Source organism: Kitasatospora sp. NPDC056184, from assembly GCF_042268405.1.
In the GTDB taxonomy this organism is placed as follows: Bacteria; Actinomycetota; Actinomycetes; order Streptomycetales; family Streptomycetaceae; genus Kitasatospora.
Genome location: NZ_JBHJUI010000010.1, coordinates 280,220 through 297,849, shown reverse-complemented (window position 1 = coordinate 297,849; position 17,630 = coordinate 280,220). Strand labels below are relative to the sequence as shown.

Below are 17,630 nucleotides of genomic sequence, written 5' to 3'. Positions count from 1 at the left end.
CGGCCGCCGCAACGTCGATCATGCTAGGAAGCCCCCGCACGGAGCGTCAATGGTCTGGACCACCTTGACTGCTGGGGCCGGAGTGACCAATGGGACGAGTGGGGACGCCCCGGGACAACCGACCCCGGTCGGGGTCGGCGTACCCCGCGAGGAGGAGGAGCGCGGTCCCGTCCTCCGCCATCGGAGTGATCATGAACGCGACCTTCCGCCGACCGGACGGGCCCGACCCGGCCCCTAGGCTCGAAGCCGATCACCGGGGACACCGCCGGTGACCAGCGAGAACGGGCCGGCCACCGGCCGCGCGACGACAGACCGGGAACGATGACCACCTACCGCCACACCCTCGCCGAGCTCCGCGGGCAGCTGCGCCGGCTCGTCCTCAGCGGAGCCGCCATCGCCCTCGGCGTGGCCTTCCTCATCGCCTCGGTCAGCGGCAGCGGCGCCCTGGTCGACTCCTTCAGCCAGTCCGCGGCCGCCGAGGTCGGCCCCGCGGACGTCCAGATCACCCGCCCGCTCGCCGGCGGCGGACTCGACACCGCCGCCGCCGAGCGCGCCCGGCAGGTGCCCGGGGTCGCCGCGCTCGCCCCGCGCCTCACCGGCCGCGGCGGGCTGCTGACCGCCGACGGCCGCCCGCTCGACGCGGACGCGGCGGTCAGCGCCGTCGCCGCCGACCCCGCCCTGCGCTGGCAGCTGCTCACGTCCGGGCAGTGGCCCACCGGACCGGGCGAGGTGCTGCTCGACGCCGACACAGCGCAGCGCCTCGGCGTCCGCCCCGGCGCGGACGTCCGGCTCACCGGGGCCGACGGCGCCCCCACCACCGCCCGGCTCACCGGCACCCTCGACGGCCGCGGCGCCCCCAGCCTCTCCGGACACCCCGTCATCGGCGTCCCCGAGAGCGCCGTCGGCCGGTACGCCGTCGGCGCCGCCGCGGAACAGCTCGACCTGCGCCTCTCCCCCGGCACCTCCGCGACCCGCACCGTCGACGCGCTGCGCGAGGCGCTCGGCACCGGCGGCACCGCCCCCGAGGTGCACACCCGGGAGGTCTCCGTGCGGAACGCCACCCGGGCGAGCGGCACCCTGTACGGCGTGGTGCTGGTCGCCGCGCTCTCCTTCGTGCTGATCGCGCTCGCGGTCGCCCGGATGGTCGTCGGCAACACCTTCACCGTCGTGCTCGCCCAGCGCACCCGCCAGTTGGCGCTGCTGCGCTGCATCGGCGCCGACCGCGCCCAGGTCCGCCGGATGATCCGCCGTCAGGGCCTGCTGCTCGGCGCGGGCGCCTCCGCCGCCGGAGTCCTGCTCGGCCTCGGCGTCTGCGCCGCCGGCCAGGCCGTCGCCGCCACCGCCGACCTCGGCCCGGTCCACCTCTCGCTCACCCCCTCGCCGCTGGTCTGCGCCCTCGCCGCGCTGTTCGGCGTCCTGCTCACCCTGCTCGCGGTCCGCGGCCCCGCCAAGGCCGCCTCCGCCGTCCCGCCGATCGCCGCGCTCGACGCCGGCGGGCACGGCACCACGGGCGGCGCCGGCACGCGTCTGCGGGCCACCGCGTGGGCGGTGTTCCTGCTGGTGGCGGGCACCGCGCTGGTGGTGGCCGGCACGCTCGCCGCGCCGCCGCTCTCGCTGCTCGCCGTCACCGTCGGCGCCATCGCGAGCTTCTTCGGCGTCCTGCGGCTCGCCCACCGGCTGCTGCCCGCCACCGTCGCCCTGCTCGGCGCCCCGGCCCGCCGGCTCGGCGGCACCGCCGGCCGGCTCGCCACCCAGCAGCTGCGCCGCAACCCGCTGCGCACCGGCGCCACCGGCTCCGCGCTGCTGCTCGGGGTGACCATGATGGTCGGCGCCGTCACCACGCTGGAGATCACCTCCAACTCGCTGGTGCCCCTGGTCTCCGCCCGCCAGCCCGGCGTGTTCTCGGCGACGAGCGCCGTGGGGAGCGCCGGAGGCCCGGCCGGAAGCGCCGTGCCCGCCGGGGCGCTCACGGCGCTCACCGGAGCGCGCGAACTCTCCGTCACACCGGTCCGCTCGGCCACCGTCCGCGTCGACGGCCGCGACACCGTGGTCGCCGCCGCCGACCCCGCCCGGCTCAACCCCACCGCCGACGACCTCGACCGCGCCCGCGCCCTGACCGACGCCACCGCCCTCGGCGGCCTCGACGACGGCCGCACCCTCACCGTGGCCGGCGCCGACGGCCGCCCCGACAGCGCCCTGCGCGTCGAACCCGGCCGCAGCCCCCTCCCGTTCGCCCTCCAGAGCGGCGCCACCCTGCTGGTCACCCCGGCCACCCTCGACCGGATCGCCCCCGGCGCCCCCGCCACCACCCTCTGGATCACCCCCGCCCCCGGCACCGACCGCCCCACCGCCCGCCGCGCCGTGGACCGCGCCCTCGCCGCCCACCCGGGACTCACCGTCACCGACACCGCCGCCCAGGCCGAGAGCCTGCGCTCGCTGCTCGACCGGATGATGCTGATCTCGATGGCCCTGCTCGGCTTCTCCGTCGTCATCGCCGGCCTCGGCGTCGCCGCCGCGCTCGTCCTCAGCATCAGCGAACGCTCCCGGGAGATCGGCATGCTGCGCGCCATCGGGATGACCCGCACCCAACTGCGCCGGATGCTCACCCTGGAGGCGCTGCTGCTCTCCCTCGCCACCGCCCTGCTCGGCACCGCCCTCGGCCTCGGCTACGGCTGGGCCGGCGCCCGCTCCGTCACCGCCACCCTCGGCACCCTCGGCGGCCCGCCCGTCCTCCCCGTCCTCGGCGCCGTCGCCCTCACCGTCCTGACCGGCCTGGCCGCCGCCGTCCTCCCCGCCCGCCGGGTCGCCCGGATGACCGCCGTCGCCGCCATGCGCACGACGTAGCGAGCGCGGCCACGATCGGCGCACGACCAGGGCTTCCTGCGTCGAGCAGGGGTTGGACGAGGCCGAGACCGAACTCGCCCTGGCCCGCGGCCGGCTGGAGGAGTCCACCCGCCTGCGGAGGGGACTCGGCTTCCCGCCCGGCGGGGCGGCCGACCCGGCCGGCCCCGGACACCTCGCCACCCAGCAGGACCGGCGCGACGAGGCCGCCGCCCTGCTCGCCGCGGCCGCCGACCTCGCCGGAACCGCCGGCGCCCACGACCTCCCCTGACGGCGCGCCCGTCAGCCGCCCTGGTAGACGAAGGCCGCCCAGACGTCGAGCGCACCGGGGTCGCGGCGGGCCAGCGAGACGAGCTCGGGCGGCGCGCCCGGCGGCAGGCTTCGGTCCGGGTCCAGGGCCCACAGCTGGGTGCGCCGCAGCGCCTCGGCCGGCGGGTCCCCCGCGGCGAGGCGGCCGTGGAGGACGTACATCAGCACGCACACCATGTCGTCCACCACCTCCCAGCGCGAGCCGACCACCCCCGTCGCCCCGGCGGCGAGGAAGGCGCTGGAGAGCGTCAGCGCCTCGTCCACGTCCCCGCCGGTGTGGTCGCTGACGCAGGCGTCCAGCACGACCAGGCCGCCCGGTGAGTCCGGCGGCCGGCCCTGGGCCTGGCGCAGGATGTCGCCGACCGGCAGCCGCCCCAGCCGGTCCGCAGCCCGCGGGTCGGGTGCCAGACCGAGGTAGGCGTCCAGCGGCGAACGCTCCGACGGCAGCGCGTGGCAGGCCAGATGGAGGACGGACGCCCCGGCCCGCCCGGGCGCGGGCAGCGCCGCCAGCACCTCGGCCGGCGTGCCCGCCCCCACCGCGTCCTCGACGTAGCCGAGCAGCGTGCCGTGCGGGTAGTGGTCGGCGTGCAGGTACTCGGCCTCGGCCTCGGCGAACATCAGCTCCCTGGTCGGGTCCCCGACGATCACCGGCCGCTCGGCCAGCGGCAGCCGCGGCCGGCGGACCACCTCGCAGAACTGCCGCGCGGAGGCCGCGTACGAGATCGCCGCCCGCTCCACGGCCCGCACCGGCCGGCCGCCGTCCCGCAGCCCGCTGCTCAGCAGCGCCGCGTGCCAGGGGATGCCGCCGAGCTCGCCGAACGGCACCAGGACCAGCCGCGGCGGCGCCTGCGGGCCGCGCCGGACGGCGGCCCGCAGCGCGGGGTGGCGCAGCAGCGGGCGCAGCGCCGCGGTGCCCGCCCAGTCGCAGAGTTCGGCGAGGGTGGCCTGCCAGCGGCGCCGGGCGGCGGCCCGTTCCGGGTGGCGGGGCGGCAGGGTGTCGAGGGTGGCCTGCCGGTCGCGGTGCGCGTGCCGGTAGGACGCCAACGGGCCACCCCGTCCGAGCGCTTCGGAGCTGACCAGGGTGAGCGGCAGCAGGTGCGCGGCACCGCCTTCGGCAGCCGTGATCAGCAGGGCGTCGCCGCTGCGTCCGGCGCCCGGCGGCAGCAGGTAGACCAGGGCGTCCGCGCCGGCCGCGCGCAGGCTGCGGGCGATCTCCTCCAGCGGCAGCGGCCCCATCAGCGCCTCCCCGGCCGGGGAGGCGGCGAGGGCGGTGAGGGCGCGGCGGCGCAGGTCGTCCGGGACGGGGATGTCGGCGCCGCCGGGGAGCGAGTCGAGCAGGGTTCCGGGCAGGCCGAGCAGGGCGTCGAATCCGAAGGCGTCGGCGGCCGGTCCGTCCCGGTGGGTGCCGCCGGACAGCCACGCGTCCGCGAGGTCCGGATGTCCGGCGGCGCGCAGCAGGTCCGGGACGTCGGTGGTGGCGGTGGAGGCGTGCAGGACGAGGCCCCGGCCCAGTTCCAGCACGGCGACGGCGGCTGGCAGATCGGAATCGGCGCCCCCTGGCGCCTCCTCCCTGTCGGCGAGGTGCCAGCGGGCGATGGTCAACGCGCGGGTCGCGCTCTCCCGGGCCAGCACGAGGGCCGGGGCCGCCGATGCCTGGAGCAGGGTGGCGGCGGCCGTCTGCCGCAAGGTGGCCAGCCCGGCCTCGTGGGCGGCCTGCCGGTCCCCCGGACCGAGCCGCGCGCGGTGGGCCACGGCGGTGATCCAGGTCGCCGCCGCCAGCAACTGGGTCGGCGCCCCGTGCCGCAGCCCTTCGCGAACGGCGCCGGCCGCGGCCAGCGCCCCGGCGGCGTCCTCCGGCCGGCCCGCGCGCCGGTAGCGCGCGAGCAGCAGGACCGCCCGCATCAGGTGGGCACGGGAGCCCTCCAGGCCGGCCGGGTCGGCTCCGGTGTCGGTGAGGAAGTCGTCGAGGTACCGCAGGGCGGTCTCGGCCCGGTGCTCGGAGAACGAGGCCTCCGTACCGCCCATGGCGAGCGCCCCGAGGGCGGCGGCGGCCCGCAGGCGCAGGAACGGCTTGTACAGGTGCCCCGCCGGGGTCCGCTCCGCCGCCTCCGTCATCAGTCCGATCGCCCTCGCCAGCAGGTCCGTCCGCCCGTGGAGCGCGAGGACGAACAGGGCCGCGCCCAGGTCGCCGAGGGCCGGCAGCCGCAGCGGGTCGTCCTCGGGCACGGCCGCGACCAGTTGCTCCAGCGCCTCCACCGCCCGGACCATGCCGGGGACGTCACTGGCTGCCGCGGTCTCCTGGAACTCCAGCAGCACCCTGGTCCGTTCGAGAATCGGCCGCTCGGTGGCCACGAGCCTTTCCAGACCCGCGTGTTCGGCGACCGACAGATGGGCGAGCACCTCCTCGGTGTAGCGGCGGCTGGCCTCCAGGTCCCGCGGATCACCGGCGGCGACGTAGCGCTGGTAGAGGTTGACGGAGAGGTTCTCCAGGTAGACCACCCGGTTGGCGTCGTCCGGGTCCGCCCGGCGGAACGCGGCGCGCTGGTGGCGGATCGCCGCTTCGAGGTCGCCGACGGCGCCGGTGAGCGCGAACCGCTTGCCCATCGCCGCCGCCAGCGAGCCGTCCGGGTGGTGGCCGGGTCGGCGGCTGTCCGGCGAGGACCGCGCGCGGGCGGCGTCGAGCAGGCCGATCACCCGGTCCAACTCGGCCCGGTCGGTGGAGAACTCGTCCTTCGCCAAGGTGGCGTGGGCGAGGTGGTGGAGGACGTCGCCGCGGTGCAGGCCGCCCAACTCCTCCTCCTGCATGGTGTCCAGCGCCCGGGTGAGGTGGTGCAGGGCCTCCTCGACGCCGTACGCCTGCGGCTCGTGCTGGCGCAGCGCGTTGACGAGCGTGCCGAGCACCCCGTGCGCGGCGGGCCGCACCGGGTCGTCCTCGGCCATGCCCGCCACGCCCTCGCGCAGCACCTCGACACCTTCGCGGGCCTCGGCGCTCGCGGTGTACCCCTTCCGCTGAGAGAGGCCGGAGAGGGTGTCACCGAGCAGCCAGCGCACCGTCCCGCCGAGCGGATGCTCGGGCGGGAAGAGCCCGCGCAGTTCGCGCAGCCGGTCGAGCTGATGGGCGGTGTCGCCGTCCCCGTCGCCTCCGGAACAGTACAGGCCGACCAGGCGCAGGGCGGCGGGCAGCCGGTGGGGGGAGCTGGGAGCGGTGGCGGCCACGATCCTCTCCAGGTGGGCGACGGCCCGGTCGGGGCCCCGCGCGTCCGTGCCCCCCTCCGGCTCGTCCAGCAGCAGCCGGACGAGGCGCCCGCGCACCTCCAGCTCGATCGGGTCCGCGAGATCCTCCGCTCCGTCCGGACCGCCGGGCCCGCTCCACGGCGCCGGGTGGAACCGGTCGAGGAAGCCCTGCAGCACGGCGTCGGCGGCCGCACGGTCGGCCGCGGCGTGCTCGCGCCCGGCGCGGTCGGCGAGGGCGCAGCCGAGGGTGGCGAGCGCCGCGGGGTGCTGCGCCTCGTACGCGGCCTGCGCTGCCCCGGCCTCGTCCTCCCCGGCCGCCGACCAGGGGCCGGGTGGCACCGGGACGGGGCAGCTCAGCCGCAGGGCCTCGATCGCCCGGTCCAGGTCGTCCGGACGGGCCGTCGGATCGGCGACGCCGGCGGTCGCACCGTCCTCGAAGCGCGCGTGCAGCAGGATCCCGAGCTGCAGGGCCGCCTCCGCCCACTCCGGCGCGCCCCGGTCGTACGCGGCCACCGTGAGCGTCAACAGATCGACCGCCTCGGCCCGTTCGGCGAGCACGGCGCCGCGGATCCCCTCGTCCTCGGTGAACTCGGGCTGCCCGACGGCCTTCCAGTAGCGCGCCGAGAGCGTCACCCCGACCAGGAACCGTGCCTCGGCCGGCGTCCCCGCCGGCCCACCGGCCCCCGCCTCCTCCACCATCCTGCGCGCCGCCGAGAACGCCGTGAGCGCCCCGGACAACGCCAGGGCGGCCCGCCGCGGGTCGTCGGCCGCGTCGTGCTCCTCCAGCAGCCGCCGCCCCCGCCCGAGCAGCGCCCGCGCCTCGTCCTCCACCGCCACCGGACTCCCCTCCCCGTCCCCGCCGTTCCCCCGACCGCCGACCTCAGCAGTACGCGATGCGTTCGACCTCGAAGAGCTGGGCGGCGCCGATCCGGCCCGCCTCCAGCGAGAGCAGCCAGCTCACCAGCTCCGGCCCGGCGGGCAGTTCGTCGTAGAAGCCGAGCCGGAGATCCGCGATGCCCCACTCCACCAGCCACTCGTCGAGCGCGTCGTCGAGGTGGCGGTCCGCCGCCTCGGTCCGGGTTCCGGCCCAGACGGCCAGCCACGGCGCGAGGCTTCCCGTGCTGACGGAGACCGCCTCCAGGACGGCGGTGACGGAGTCGACGGCCGGGTACGCGTGCAGGGTCGACCGCCACCAGGCCCCCCAGACGCGCTCCAGCGCCCGCCGTTCCGGTGCCGGCCAGTCCTGCCAGCCGGCCGCGAGCAGCCGGGAGGCGACCAGCCCGTGGTCGACGTGCAGCCGGCCCGTGACCAGGAGGCGGACGATCCGGGGTGTCATCCGTCGGTACAGGGCGGCGAAGTCGTCCCAGTGGTCGGCCACTTCGGCGGCGACGGAGGGGACCAGCTCGTCCGGCACCCCGTGCACGGGGCCCGCGAGGGCTTCGAGATCGGCCCCGGTGTAGCAGGACGTGCAGCCGCCGACGGTGAACGGGGTCTCGGAGAGCGGCGCGAAGGCGGCGTCGAGCGCGTCGAGCGCGGTCTGGAGATGCTGGGAAGGTGTGGTCACGGGCACCTGCGGAGGACCTCATCCGGCGTACCGGAGAAGGGAGCGACGCTATCACACGGCTCGTCACGGCCGAGGGGACAGCCCCTCGGGGAGGCGGAAATCCGCTGGTCGCACCGCCCTCCGGCCGCTACGGTGCACGGACGACACCGAGGGGGTGCACGATGCGACCGCCGCTGCTGCTGGACGTCGACGGACCGCTCAACCCGTACGCGGCCAAGCCCCACCGGCGCCCCGAGGGCTACGGCACGCACCGGCTGCTGACGCCGCGCTGGGAGGCCGCCGAGCGCCGCCGGCTGACCGCCTACGGGCTTCCCGACAAGCCCGCCAAACCCCTGCGCGTCTGGCTCGACCCGGAGCACGGGCCCGCCCTGGCCGCGCTGCCGTTCGACCTCGTGTGGGCGACGACGTGGGAACACGAGGCCAACGACTTCCTCGCGCCCCTGCTGGGACTTCCCGCGCTCCCCGTCATCACCTGGTCCGAGCCCCGACCGCAGCCGGACGGAGGGGTGTTCTGGAAGACGCCCGACATCGTCGCGTGGGCGGCCGGCCGGCCGTTCGCCTGGGTGGACGACCAGATCACCGACGCGGACCGCGCCTGGGTCCGCGCGCACCACGGCGGCCCGGCCCTGCTCCACCGGGTCGACCCCCGGATCGGCCTCACCGCCGGGGACTTCGCCGCCCTCGCGGCCTGGGCCACCCCGGCGGCCAGGCCCGGACGGTGAGGGCCGCGGCCAGGGCGGTGGCGGCCGCGAGGACTGTCCGGGCGGGGGTGTAGCCGCCGGTCGTGTAGCGGAGCAGGCCGAGGGCGGGCGCCGCCGCTACAGCTCCCGGCGCTGCGCCGATCGCAACGCCGTCCGGCGGGCGGCTGACCCGTCGACGGGACCGTTCGCAGGGCCGATCGGATGGAACACCGGTCCTTTCACCCGGCCCGTGCCTCGGACGGACGGCCCGTCGGCCGGTCGTCGCCGACGATCGGCTCAGCAGACCCCCTCCGAACCGCAGAGAGGCCCCGCACCATGAGAAGACGCTCCCCGACCCGCGCGCTCGCCGCGGCCGTGCTCGCCGTCGCCACGCTCGTGCCGCTGACGCTCGGCGCCGCACCGGCCGCCGGACCCGCGCCCGTGACCACGGCAGCCGCCACGGCCGCCGGGGACGCCGGCGGCACCCCCGAACTGAGCCCGGCGCTCCAGAAGCAGCTCGACGCGGCGATCCAGCGGGTGATGCGGCAGGCGGGCATCCCCGGCGTGCAGGTCGGCCTGTGGATGCCCGGCCGGGGCGCCTACCTGCGGGCCTTCGGCGTCGCCGACAAGGAGACCGGCGCGCCCATGACGGACCGGATGACCGTGCGGATCGGCAGCGTGACCAAGACCTTCACCGCCACCGCCGTGCTGCAGCTGGTGGACGAGGGCCTGGTCGGCCTCGACGACCCGATCGCGGCGTACCTCGACGGCGTCCCGGGCGGCGAGGAGATCCGGGTGCGCGACCTGCTCGACATGCGCAGCGGCCTGCCCGACTACACCGAGGACACCGACTTCATCGCCGCGTTCCTCGACGACCCCCAGCGGGTCTTCACGCCCGAGGAACTGCTCCCGTACGCCTACCGGCACGACAACGAGTTCACGCCGGGCGAGCGCTTCCGGTACTCGAACACCAACTACCTCCTGCTGGGCCGGCTGGTCGAGCGGGTGAGCGGCCGGAGCCTGGAGGACTTCGTCCAGGGCCGGGTCATCGCGCCCAGCGGGCTGCGGCGCACCGTCTTCCCGCACGGCACCGAGCTCCCCGCGCCGTACGCCCACGGCTACACCAACCAGACCGCCAACGGCGAGGTCACCGATTCCACGCACTGGAGCCCGTCGTCGTCCTGGGCGTCGGGCGCGCTGGTCTCCGACCTGCGCGACCTCGGCCGGTGGGCGAGGGACCTCGCCACCGGCACGCTGCTGTCGCCCGGGACGCAGGCGCAGCGCCTCGACTTCCTGCCCACCGGCGTCACCGACACGGGGTACGGGCTCGGGATCTTCAACATCCACGGCTGGACCGGCCACGCCGGCTCGCTGTTCGGCTACCAGAACCTCACCGTCTACCTGCCGGAGGAGCGCGCGACCCTGGTCGTGCTGCTCAACTCCGACGTCACCGTCGACGGCGCCGAACCCAGCACCCTGCTGGGCCGGGCCATCACGGGCATCGTCACGCCCGACCACGTCTACGACCTCCCGTCGCGCTGACAGCCCCGGGTGCCGGAGCGGGAGGCCGGACGGGCCGATTCCCCGCTCCGGCCCCGCGGCCGGGGGCGGAGCTGCCAAGCTGGGCAGGCGGGTGCCGCCGGGGCGTCCGGCGGGTAGGTGAGGGGGCGTTCATGGGGGACGGTCCTGCGGGGGACGGCGGGGCGGCGGACGGCCGGGCCGCGCCTCCCCCTCCGTTCGATCCGGAGCTGCGGGCCGCGCTGACGGCCGCGGGGGCGGGCGCCCGGCAGCCGCTCACCCCGGAGAACCTCGCCGCGTGGCAGGAGCGGGACGCCGCCGCCCGCCCCCGGCCCACCGTGGCGGCGCTGCGCGACGGCGGACGGTTCGAGGTGGCGGAGCTGGACGCGCGGGGCGTTCGGCTGGTGAGCGCGCGGCCCGCCGGGGCGGGCGGGGCGCTGCCGCTGCTCTACTACCTGCACGGCGGCGGGCTGGTCACGGGCAACGCCTGGTCCGTACTCCCGCGCCTGCTGCGGGAGTTGGCTGAGCCGCTGGGCCTCGCCGTGGTCTCCGTCGAGTACCGCCTGGCACCGGCGGCGCGGTACCCGGCGGCGGTGGAGGACTGCTTCGCCGGGCTCCGCTGGACGGCCGGGCACGCGGACCGGCTGGGCGTCGACGCCGGGCGGATCGTCGTCGGGGGCAAGAGCGCGGGCGGCGGCCTCGCGGCGGCGCTCGCCCTGTTGACCCGTGACCGCGGCGGTCCGGTCCCGGCCGGACAGCTGCTGCTCAGCCCGATGCTCGACGACCGCAACGACACTTTCTCCGCCCACCAGTTGGCCGGCCACGACACCTGGGACCGGACCTCCAACGCGACCGCCTGGCGGGCCGCGCTGGGCGAACGCCGGGGCGCCCCGGACCTGCCGCCGTACGCGGCCCCGGCGCGGGCGGCGGACCGCTCGGGACTGCCCCCGGCCTACGTCGAGGTGGGCTCGGCCGAGACCTTCCGCGACGAGGCCGTGGCGTACGCCGACGCGCTCTGGCGGGCCGGCGGCGAGGCCGAACTGCACGTCTGGCCGGGCGCGTTCCACGGTTTCGACACCTTCGCGCCCGGAGCGGCGCTCAGCCGGGACGCCCGTGAGGCGCGGATCCGCTGGCTCCGCCGGATCCTCGCGCGCTGAGGTCTCCGGTCACTCCGCGGCCGGCTGCGGCGGAGTGCCGAGCAGGTCGGCGAGGGCGGCGTGGTCGTGGAAGTCCCGGCTGTGCACGACGAGGCCGTCCCGGGCGCGCAGCACCTGGAGGTTGGCCACCGTCAGCTCCCGCCCGGTGGTGCGGTGGCGGGCGCGGTAGTCCCACTCGGCGACGACCACCTCGGGGTCGTCGGTCGCGCGGACCACGACGTCGCGGGCGGCCAGCTCCAGCGGCGAGTGCTCGCCGACGGCGAGGAACCGCTCCCGCAGGGCCGCCCGCCCCTCCACCCGACGCGGGCCGACCGGCGCGAACACCATCTCCACCACGGCGTCCTCGGCGTAGAGCCCGTCCAGTTCGGCGAACCGCCCCGCCGTGATGCCGTCGAGCAGCGCGTGGAACACCTCGCGCGGTGACCGTGTTTCGGACATGATCAACCTCCGGAACGATGCACGGCCGCCGGAACCGGACCAGCGACTCCGTTTAGACCATACGGACTCGCCGCTCCGCTTGTCCAGGGGCGGAGGTCCGTCGTTTCCGCCGTCGACGAAGGGGAGTTGGAGAATTGAGCGGCACTCAGGACCGCCCGCTCCGGGCGGACGCGGCCCGCAACCGGGCCAAGCTGCTGGACGCCGCCACCGAGGTGTTCACCACCCGGGGCGTCGGCGTGCCGACCGAGGAGATCGCCCGCGCGGCCGGCGTCGGGGTCGGCACGCTGTTCCGGCACTTCCCCACCAAGGAGGCCCTGTTGGAGGCGGTGATGGTGCGCCGGCTGGAGGTGATCGCGGCCGGGGCGGCCCGGGCCGCCGCCGAGTCGGGTCCCGCCGACGCCCTGTTCGCCTGCTTCCGGCTGATCGCCGAGCAGTCGGTCGGCAAGACCGCCTTCGCCGAGGCCCTCGCGGCGGCCGGGATCGACGTCCACACCTCGCTGCGCGGCCCCTCGGCCGCGATCCGCGAGCTGCTGGCCGACCTCCTGCGCGACGCCCAGCGCGCCCGCGCCGTCCGCCCGGAGCTGACCCTGCCGGAGCTCCTCGCCCTGCTGGTCGGCGCCAACGCCGCCCTGGAGCAGCTGGGCCCCGACCCGGCCGCCCGCGCACGCGTCCTGGAGGTGGTCCTCACCGGCCTGCGGCCGCACTGACGGCGGCGCGGGCCCCGCCGGGCCCCGCGCAGGTCCCGCACGCCCGGCCGGGCGAACCCGGACGGCTGCACCCGGCCGGGCGAACCTCCCGCGTTGCTCCGGCCACAAGCCCGTGCGCGCTGGAAGCGTCACCCCTGGTGAGCGGCCGACGCGCGGGCAGAACGCCCCGGCGGCCACCACCTCCCCCCATGGCGCGTCCGTCCGACAGGTGGTACAGCAGCATGTCCCGAACCGGCAGACCTCCGAGCCCCTCCCCCGTCCGGGCCCTGGCCGCCCTGCTCGCCGCACTCGCCGTGGTCCTCGGGGCCGCGCCGGCGCTCGCCTACGAGGCGCCGAGCGGACCGGGTTCGGGCAGCCCGGGCTTCAACGGCCACCGCGACCTCCCGTTCCCCTCGGGACTGTCGGTGCGGGCGGCCGTCACCGGCAACATCGAGGTCCAGAACGGCCTCACCCTGAGCTCCATCGGCAGCCCCGCCTCCGCGCACTACCAACCGCCGGTGGACCCCTCGCGGGCCTACGCGATCCAGGTGCAGACGCTGCCGGCGCAGAACTGCCCGGCCGACTCCGTCTGCCCCGCGGGCACGCTCACCGTCACCTTCGAGCACCCCGTGCGCGACCCGGTGCTCAACCTCGCCGGCCTGGGCGCCGGGGTCAACGGCTCCGGCGGCCTCACCTCCGGCACGTACTCCCAACTGACCCTCACCGGTTCGGACCGCCCCGCCGCCATCGGCCCCGTCAGCACCGGCGCCACCCTGCTGGTCACCGGGCGGACGATCCGGCCCCGCAGCGGCACCGCGCGGGCGAACTGCCAGGACGCGAACGCCACCCTGCGGGCGGGCTGCGGCAGCGTACCGCTGGTGGGCACGGTCACCTCGCTGACCTTCGCCGTCGACTTCGTCACCGAGGCCGTGGCCGTCGGGCCGAACTCGACCACCAACGGCCGCGACGCCTGGGCGCTGTCCGCACTCGTCCGCGACGACTGCTCCAACGCGCCCGCCTCCTACGGCAACGCCTCGCACGTCATCGGCGATCTGACGCTCGGGCCGGACGTCACCGCCGACGTCCCCGACACCTCGATCACCCAGGCCTGCCGCAAGGACGGCGACGAGAACGACCTCGACCCCGACTTCGGCACCCTGACCGCCGGGACGGCCGGCCGGCCGTACTCGGTGACGGTCCCGGTGGCGGGCATCGGCGCGCAGGCCCGCGCGGCGGCGTGGATCGACTTCAACGGCGACGGCGTCTTCGGGGACGCCGAGCGGGCCACCTCACCGGTGGCACCCGGCCAGGCCTCGGTGACCTTCACCTGGACGGTGCCGGCGGGCGTCGTCGCCGGGCCGGCCTGGAGCCGCTTCCGCCTGGGGTACGACCGGGCGGACGTGGACGCCCCGACCGGGATGGCCGACTCCGGCGAGGTCGAGGACTGGCCGCTGACCATCGCCCCGGCGCCCTCGCTCACCCTGGCCAAGGCGGCCGATCCGGCCACCATCGCCGGGGCCGGGGAGCGGATCACCTACACGTTCACCGTCACCAACAGCGGGACCTTCGCGATCACCGACCCGGCCGTGAACGAGGTGTCCTTCTCCGGCACCGGAACCGCCCCCCAGGTCGTCTGCCCGCCCGGCACCCTCGCCCCGGGCGCCTCGGTGGCCTGCACCGCGACGTACACCGCCACGCAGGCGGACGTCGACGCCGGACGCATCGACAACACCGCCACCGCCACCGGCACCCCGCCGCCCGGCATGAACCCACCGGTCTCCCCCGAGGCCTCCACCACCGTCACCGCGCCCCCGCGGCCGGGCCTGGCCCTGCGCAAGACGGTCACCGAGACCGGCGCGCTCCAGGTCGGCGAGGTGCTCCACTACGCCTTCGAGATCACCAACACCGGCAATGTGACGCTGACGGCGGTGGGCGTCGACGAGACGGCCTTCACCGGACGCGGCACGCCGCCGCAGACCGTCTGCCCGGCGGGTGCCGCCTCGCTCGCCCCCGGCGCGGTGGTCACCTGCACCGCCGAGTACACCGTCACCCAGGCCGACGTGGACGCCGGCTCGGTCGAGAACACCGCGACCGCCGCCGGCACCCCGCCCGGCGGCGGCACCCCCGTCACCTCCGATCCGTCGACCGCCGTCGTCCCGTTCACTCCGCGGCCCTCGCTGGAGGTCGACAAGCGGGCCGACAAGCAGCGGCTGGTCGTCGGCGAGACCCTCACCTACACGTACACGGTGACCAACACCGGCAACGTCACCCTCACCGGCGTCACCGTCAACGAGGGCGCCTTCACCGGCACCGGGCCGCTCTCCCCGCTCACCTGCCCGAACGCGCCCGCCACGCTGGAACCGGGCCGCTCGGCGACCTGCACGGCGACGTACACCGTCACCCAGGCGGACGTGGACGCCGGGCGGATCGACAACGCCGCCACCGCCACCGGCACCCCGCCCGGCGGCGGCACGCCTGTCACCTCGCCGCCCGGCGGCACCACCGTCACCGCCGACCGCGAGCCCGCGCTCACCGTCGTCAAGTCCTCCGACAAGGAGCGGTTGGTCGCCGGGGAGACCGTCACCTACACCTACACGGTCACCAACACCGGCAACGTCACCCTCACCGGGATCGCGGTGGGCGAGACCGAGTGGACCGGCTCCGGCCCCGCGCCGCAGGCCGTCTGCCCCGGCGGCCCGCTCGCCCCCGGGGCCTCGGTGACGTGCACGGCGCACTACACCGTCACCCAGCAGGACGCCGACCGCGGCACCCTGCGCAACTCGGCGACGGCCACCGGCGTCCCGCCCGGCGGCGGCACGCCCGTCACCTCGCCGCCGTCCTCGGTGATCCTCCCGCACGAGTCGCGGCCGGCCCTGGGCCTCGTGAAGAAGGCCGACCCGGCCACCGTCGGCAAGGCCGGCGAGCAGGTCGTCTACACGTTCACGGTCACCAACACCGGCAACGTCACCCTCACCGACGTCAAGGTCACCGACACGGCGTTCACCGGCAGCGGCGGGGCGCCCGAGGTCGACTGCCCGGGCAGTCCGCTCGCCCCCGGCTCCGTCCTCACCTGCACCGCGCGGTACGTCGTCACCCAGGCCGACGTGGACGCCGGGCGGATCGACAACACCGCCACCGCCACCGCGACCCCGCCCGCCGGGCTGGACCGGCCGGTCTCCCCCGAGGCCCCGGCCACCGTCACGGCCCCGCCGCGGCCCCACCTGACGCTGCGCAAGACGGCCGCCGAGACCGGCGCGCTCCAGGTCGGCGAGGTGCTGCACTACGCCTTCGAGATCACCAACACCGGCAATGTGACGCTGACGGCGGTGGGCGTCGACGAGACGGCGTTCACCGGGCGCGGACCGGCGCCGCGGGCCGTCTGCCCGGCGGAGGCCGCCTCGCTCGCCCCCGGCGCGGTGGTCACCTGCACCGCCGAGTACACCGTCACCCAGGCCGACGTCGACGCCGGCTCGGTCGAGAACACCGCGACCGCCGGCGGCACCCCGCCCGGCGGCGGCACCCCCGTCACCTCACCGCCGAGCAGCACCGCGGTGCCGTTCGTCCCGCGGCCGTCCCTGGTGGTCGAGAAGAGCGCCGACCGGCAGCGGCTGGTCGCCGGGGAGACCGTCACCTACACCTACACGGTGACCAACACCGGCAACGTCACCCTCACCGGCGTCACCGTCACCGAGGGCGCCTTCACCGGCACCGGGCCGCTCTCCCCGCTCAACTGCCCCGGGGACAGCATGACGCTGGAGCCCGGACGCACCCTCCTCTGCACCGCGACCTACACCGTCACCCAGGCGGACGTCGACGCCGGCTCGGTCGAGAACACGGCCGTCGCCGGCGGCACCCCGCCCGGCAGAGCCACCCCCGTCACCTCGCCGCCCGGCGGCACCACCGTCACCGCCGACCGCAGGCCCGCGCTGACCGTGGTCAAGTCCGCCGACCGGGAGCGGCTGGTCGTCGGGGAGACCGTCACCTACACGTACGCGGTGACCAACACCGGCAACGTCACGCTCACCGGCGTCACCGTGAACGAGACCGAGTGGACCGGCTCCGGGCCCGCCCCGCAGGCCGTCTGCCCGGACGCGGCGACGTCGCTGGCGCCCGGCGCGCAGGTGCTCTGCACGGCGACGCACACGGTCAGCCAGGCGGACGTGGACGCGGGGGTGGTCCGCAACACCGCCGCCGCCCTCGGCACCCCGCCCGGCGGCAGCGCGCCCGTCACCTCGCCGCCGTCGTCCGCGACCGTCCCGCAGACCGCGCGGCCGGCGCTGACCCTGGAGAAGGCGGCCGCCCCGACCGGCGTCGGCAAGGCCGGCGAGCAGGTCGTCTACACGTACACGATCACCAACACGGGCAACGTCACGCTCACCGGCGTCCACCCCGTCGAGACCGCGTTCACCGGCACCGGCAAGCGTCCGCCGATCGCCTGCCCGGCCGGGTCGGGCGAGCTGCGGCCCGGGCAGCAGCTGATCTGCACCACCGCCTACGTCGTCACCCAGGCGGACGTGGACGCGGGGGTGGTCCGCAACACCGCCGTCGCGCTCGGCACCCCGCCCGGCGGCAGCCCGCTGCACAGCCCGCCCGCGACGGCGGACGTCACCGCCGCGCCGGCGCCGGGGCTGAGCCTCGTCAAGAGCGCCGACCGCGGCAGCGCGGCGGCCGGGGAGACCGTCACCTACTCCTTCACGCTGACCAACACGGGGAACGTCACCCTGCACGACGTCGCGGTGCGGGAGGGCGCGTTCAACGGCTCCGGGCGGCTCTCCGCCGTCTCCTGCCCCGCCGCGGTCCTCGGGGTCGGCGAGCGGCTGGTCTGCGCCGCCGCCTACCGCGTCAGCGCGGAGGACGCCGCGGGCGGCCCGCTCACCAACACGGCGAGCGCGACCGCCGGCCCGCGGGTCGAGACACCCCCGTCCACGGCGACCGTCACCACCACCCGCGCCTCCCTCCCCCACACCGGCTCCCACCTCGCCACCACCGCCGCCGCGGCCGCCGCCACCCTCACCACCGGCGCCGCCCTGACCCTCCTGACCACCCGCCTCCGCCGCAGAAGGCAGTAACCGCCACCCCGACCCGTGGGGGGGGGGGGGGGGCCCCCCCCCCGACCCCCCCCCCCCCCCCCCCCCCGCCCCCCCCCCCCCCGGGCCGCGGGGGGGGGGGGGGGGGGCGCCCGCCCCCCCGCCGGGGGGCCCCC

Annotated in this window: 10 protein-coding genes; 7 read left to right on the top strand and 3 right to left on the bottom strand. The window is 76.8% G+C overall.

What is annotated here, in order from left to right:
- Positions 1-321 precede the first annotated feature (321 nt).
- Both ACFC0B_RS21910 and ACFC0B_RS21905 read left to right on the top strand, forming a co-directional pair.
- A complete protein-coding gene (locus tag ACFC0B_RS21910; RefSeq protein WP_376088076.1) occupies positions 322-2,844 on the top strand; it encodes an ABC transporter permease in 2,523 nt (840 codons plus the stop codon).
- Between the two features lie 52 nt (positions 2,845-2,896).
- Positions 2,897-3,112, top strand: coding sequence for a hypothetical protein (locus tag ACFC0B_RS21905; RefSeq protein WP_376088073.1), 216 nt, complete (start codon positions 2,897-2,899; stop codon positions 3,110-3,112).
- Positions 3,113-3,123: 11 nt separating this feature from the next.
- Here ACFC0B_RS21905 and ACFC0B_RS21900 read toward each other — a convergent pair whose 3' ends face one another.
- Together ACFC0B_RS21900 and ACFC0B_RS21895 are read right to left on the bottom strand one after the other, a co-directional pair.
- A complete protein-coding gene (locus ACFC0B_RS21900) occupies positions 3,124-7,221 on the bottom strand; it encodes a CHAT domain-containing protein (RefSeq protein ID WP_376088070.1) in 4,098 nt (1,365 codons plus the stop codon).
- Positions 7,222-7,264: 43 nt separating this feature from the next.
- A complete protein-coding gene (locus ACFC0B_RS21895) occupies positions 7,265-7,948 on the bottom strand; it encodes a hypothetical protein (RefSeq protein ID WP_376088067.1) in 684 nt (227 codons plus the stop codon).
- 161 nt (positions 7,949-8,109) lie between these two features.
- Here ACFC0B_RS21895 and ACFC0B_RS21890 point away from each other — a divergent pair, with 161 nt between their 5' ends.
- From ACFC0B_RS21890 to ACFC0B_RS21880, 3 genes are all read left to right on the top strand, one after another.
- Positions 8,110-8,670 carry a hypothetical protein gene (locus ACFC0B_RS21890; protein ID WP_376088064.1) on the top strand — a complete coding sequence of 187 codons (561 nt, stop codon included), beginning with the start codon at positions 8,110-8,112 and terminating at the stop codon, positions 8,668-8,670.
- Positions 8,671-8,964: 294 nt separating this feature from the next.
- On the top strand, positions 8,965-10,170 hold the full coding sequence (locus ACFC0B_RS21885) for a serine hydrolase domain-containing protein (RefSeq protein WP_376088061.1): 1,206 nt from the start codon (positions 8,965-8,967) through the stop codon (positions 10,168-10,170).
- Positions 10,171-10,301: 131 nt separating this feature from the next.
- A complete protein-coding gene (locus ACFC0B_RS21880) occupies positions 10,302-11,303 on the top strand; it encodes an alpha/beta hydrolase (RefSeq protein WP_376088058.1) in 1,002 nt (333 codons plus the stop codon).
- A gap of 9 nt (positions 11,304-11,312) precedes the next feature.
- On the opposite strand, the gene ACFC0B_RS21875 is transcribed toward ACFC0B_RS21880, so the two are convergent.
- The gene (locus tag ACFC0B_RS21875; RefSeq protein ID WP_376088055.1) at positions 11,313-11,741 is read right to left on the bottom strand and encodes a nuclear transport factor 2 family protein; all 429 of its coding nucleotides are present in this window, start codon (positions 11,739-11,741) and stop codon (positions 11,313-11,315) included.
- Positions 11,742-11,875: 134 nt separating this feature from the next.
- Between ACFC0B_RS21875 and ACFC0B_RS21870 the strand changes: the two genes are divergently transcribed.
- Both ACFC0B_RS21870 and ACFC0B_RS21865 read left to right on the top strand, forming a co-directional pair.
- Positions 11,876-12,448: a TetR/AcrR family transcriptional regulator gene (locus ACFC0B_RS21870; RefSeq protein WP_376088052.1), complete on the top strand. Its 573-nt coding sequence runs from the start codon at positions 11,876-11,878 to the stop codon at positions 12,446-12,448.
- 221 nt (positions 12,449-12,669) lie between these two features.
- Positions 12,670-17,496 (top strand): GEVED domain-containing protein, encoded by a 4,827-nt coding sequence (locus ACFC0B_RS21865; RefSeq protein ID WP_376088049.1) that lies wholly within the window; start codon positions 12,670-12,672, stop codon positions 17,494-17,496.
- The last annotated feature ends 134 nt before the right edge of the window (positions 17,497-17,630 follow it).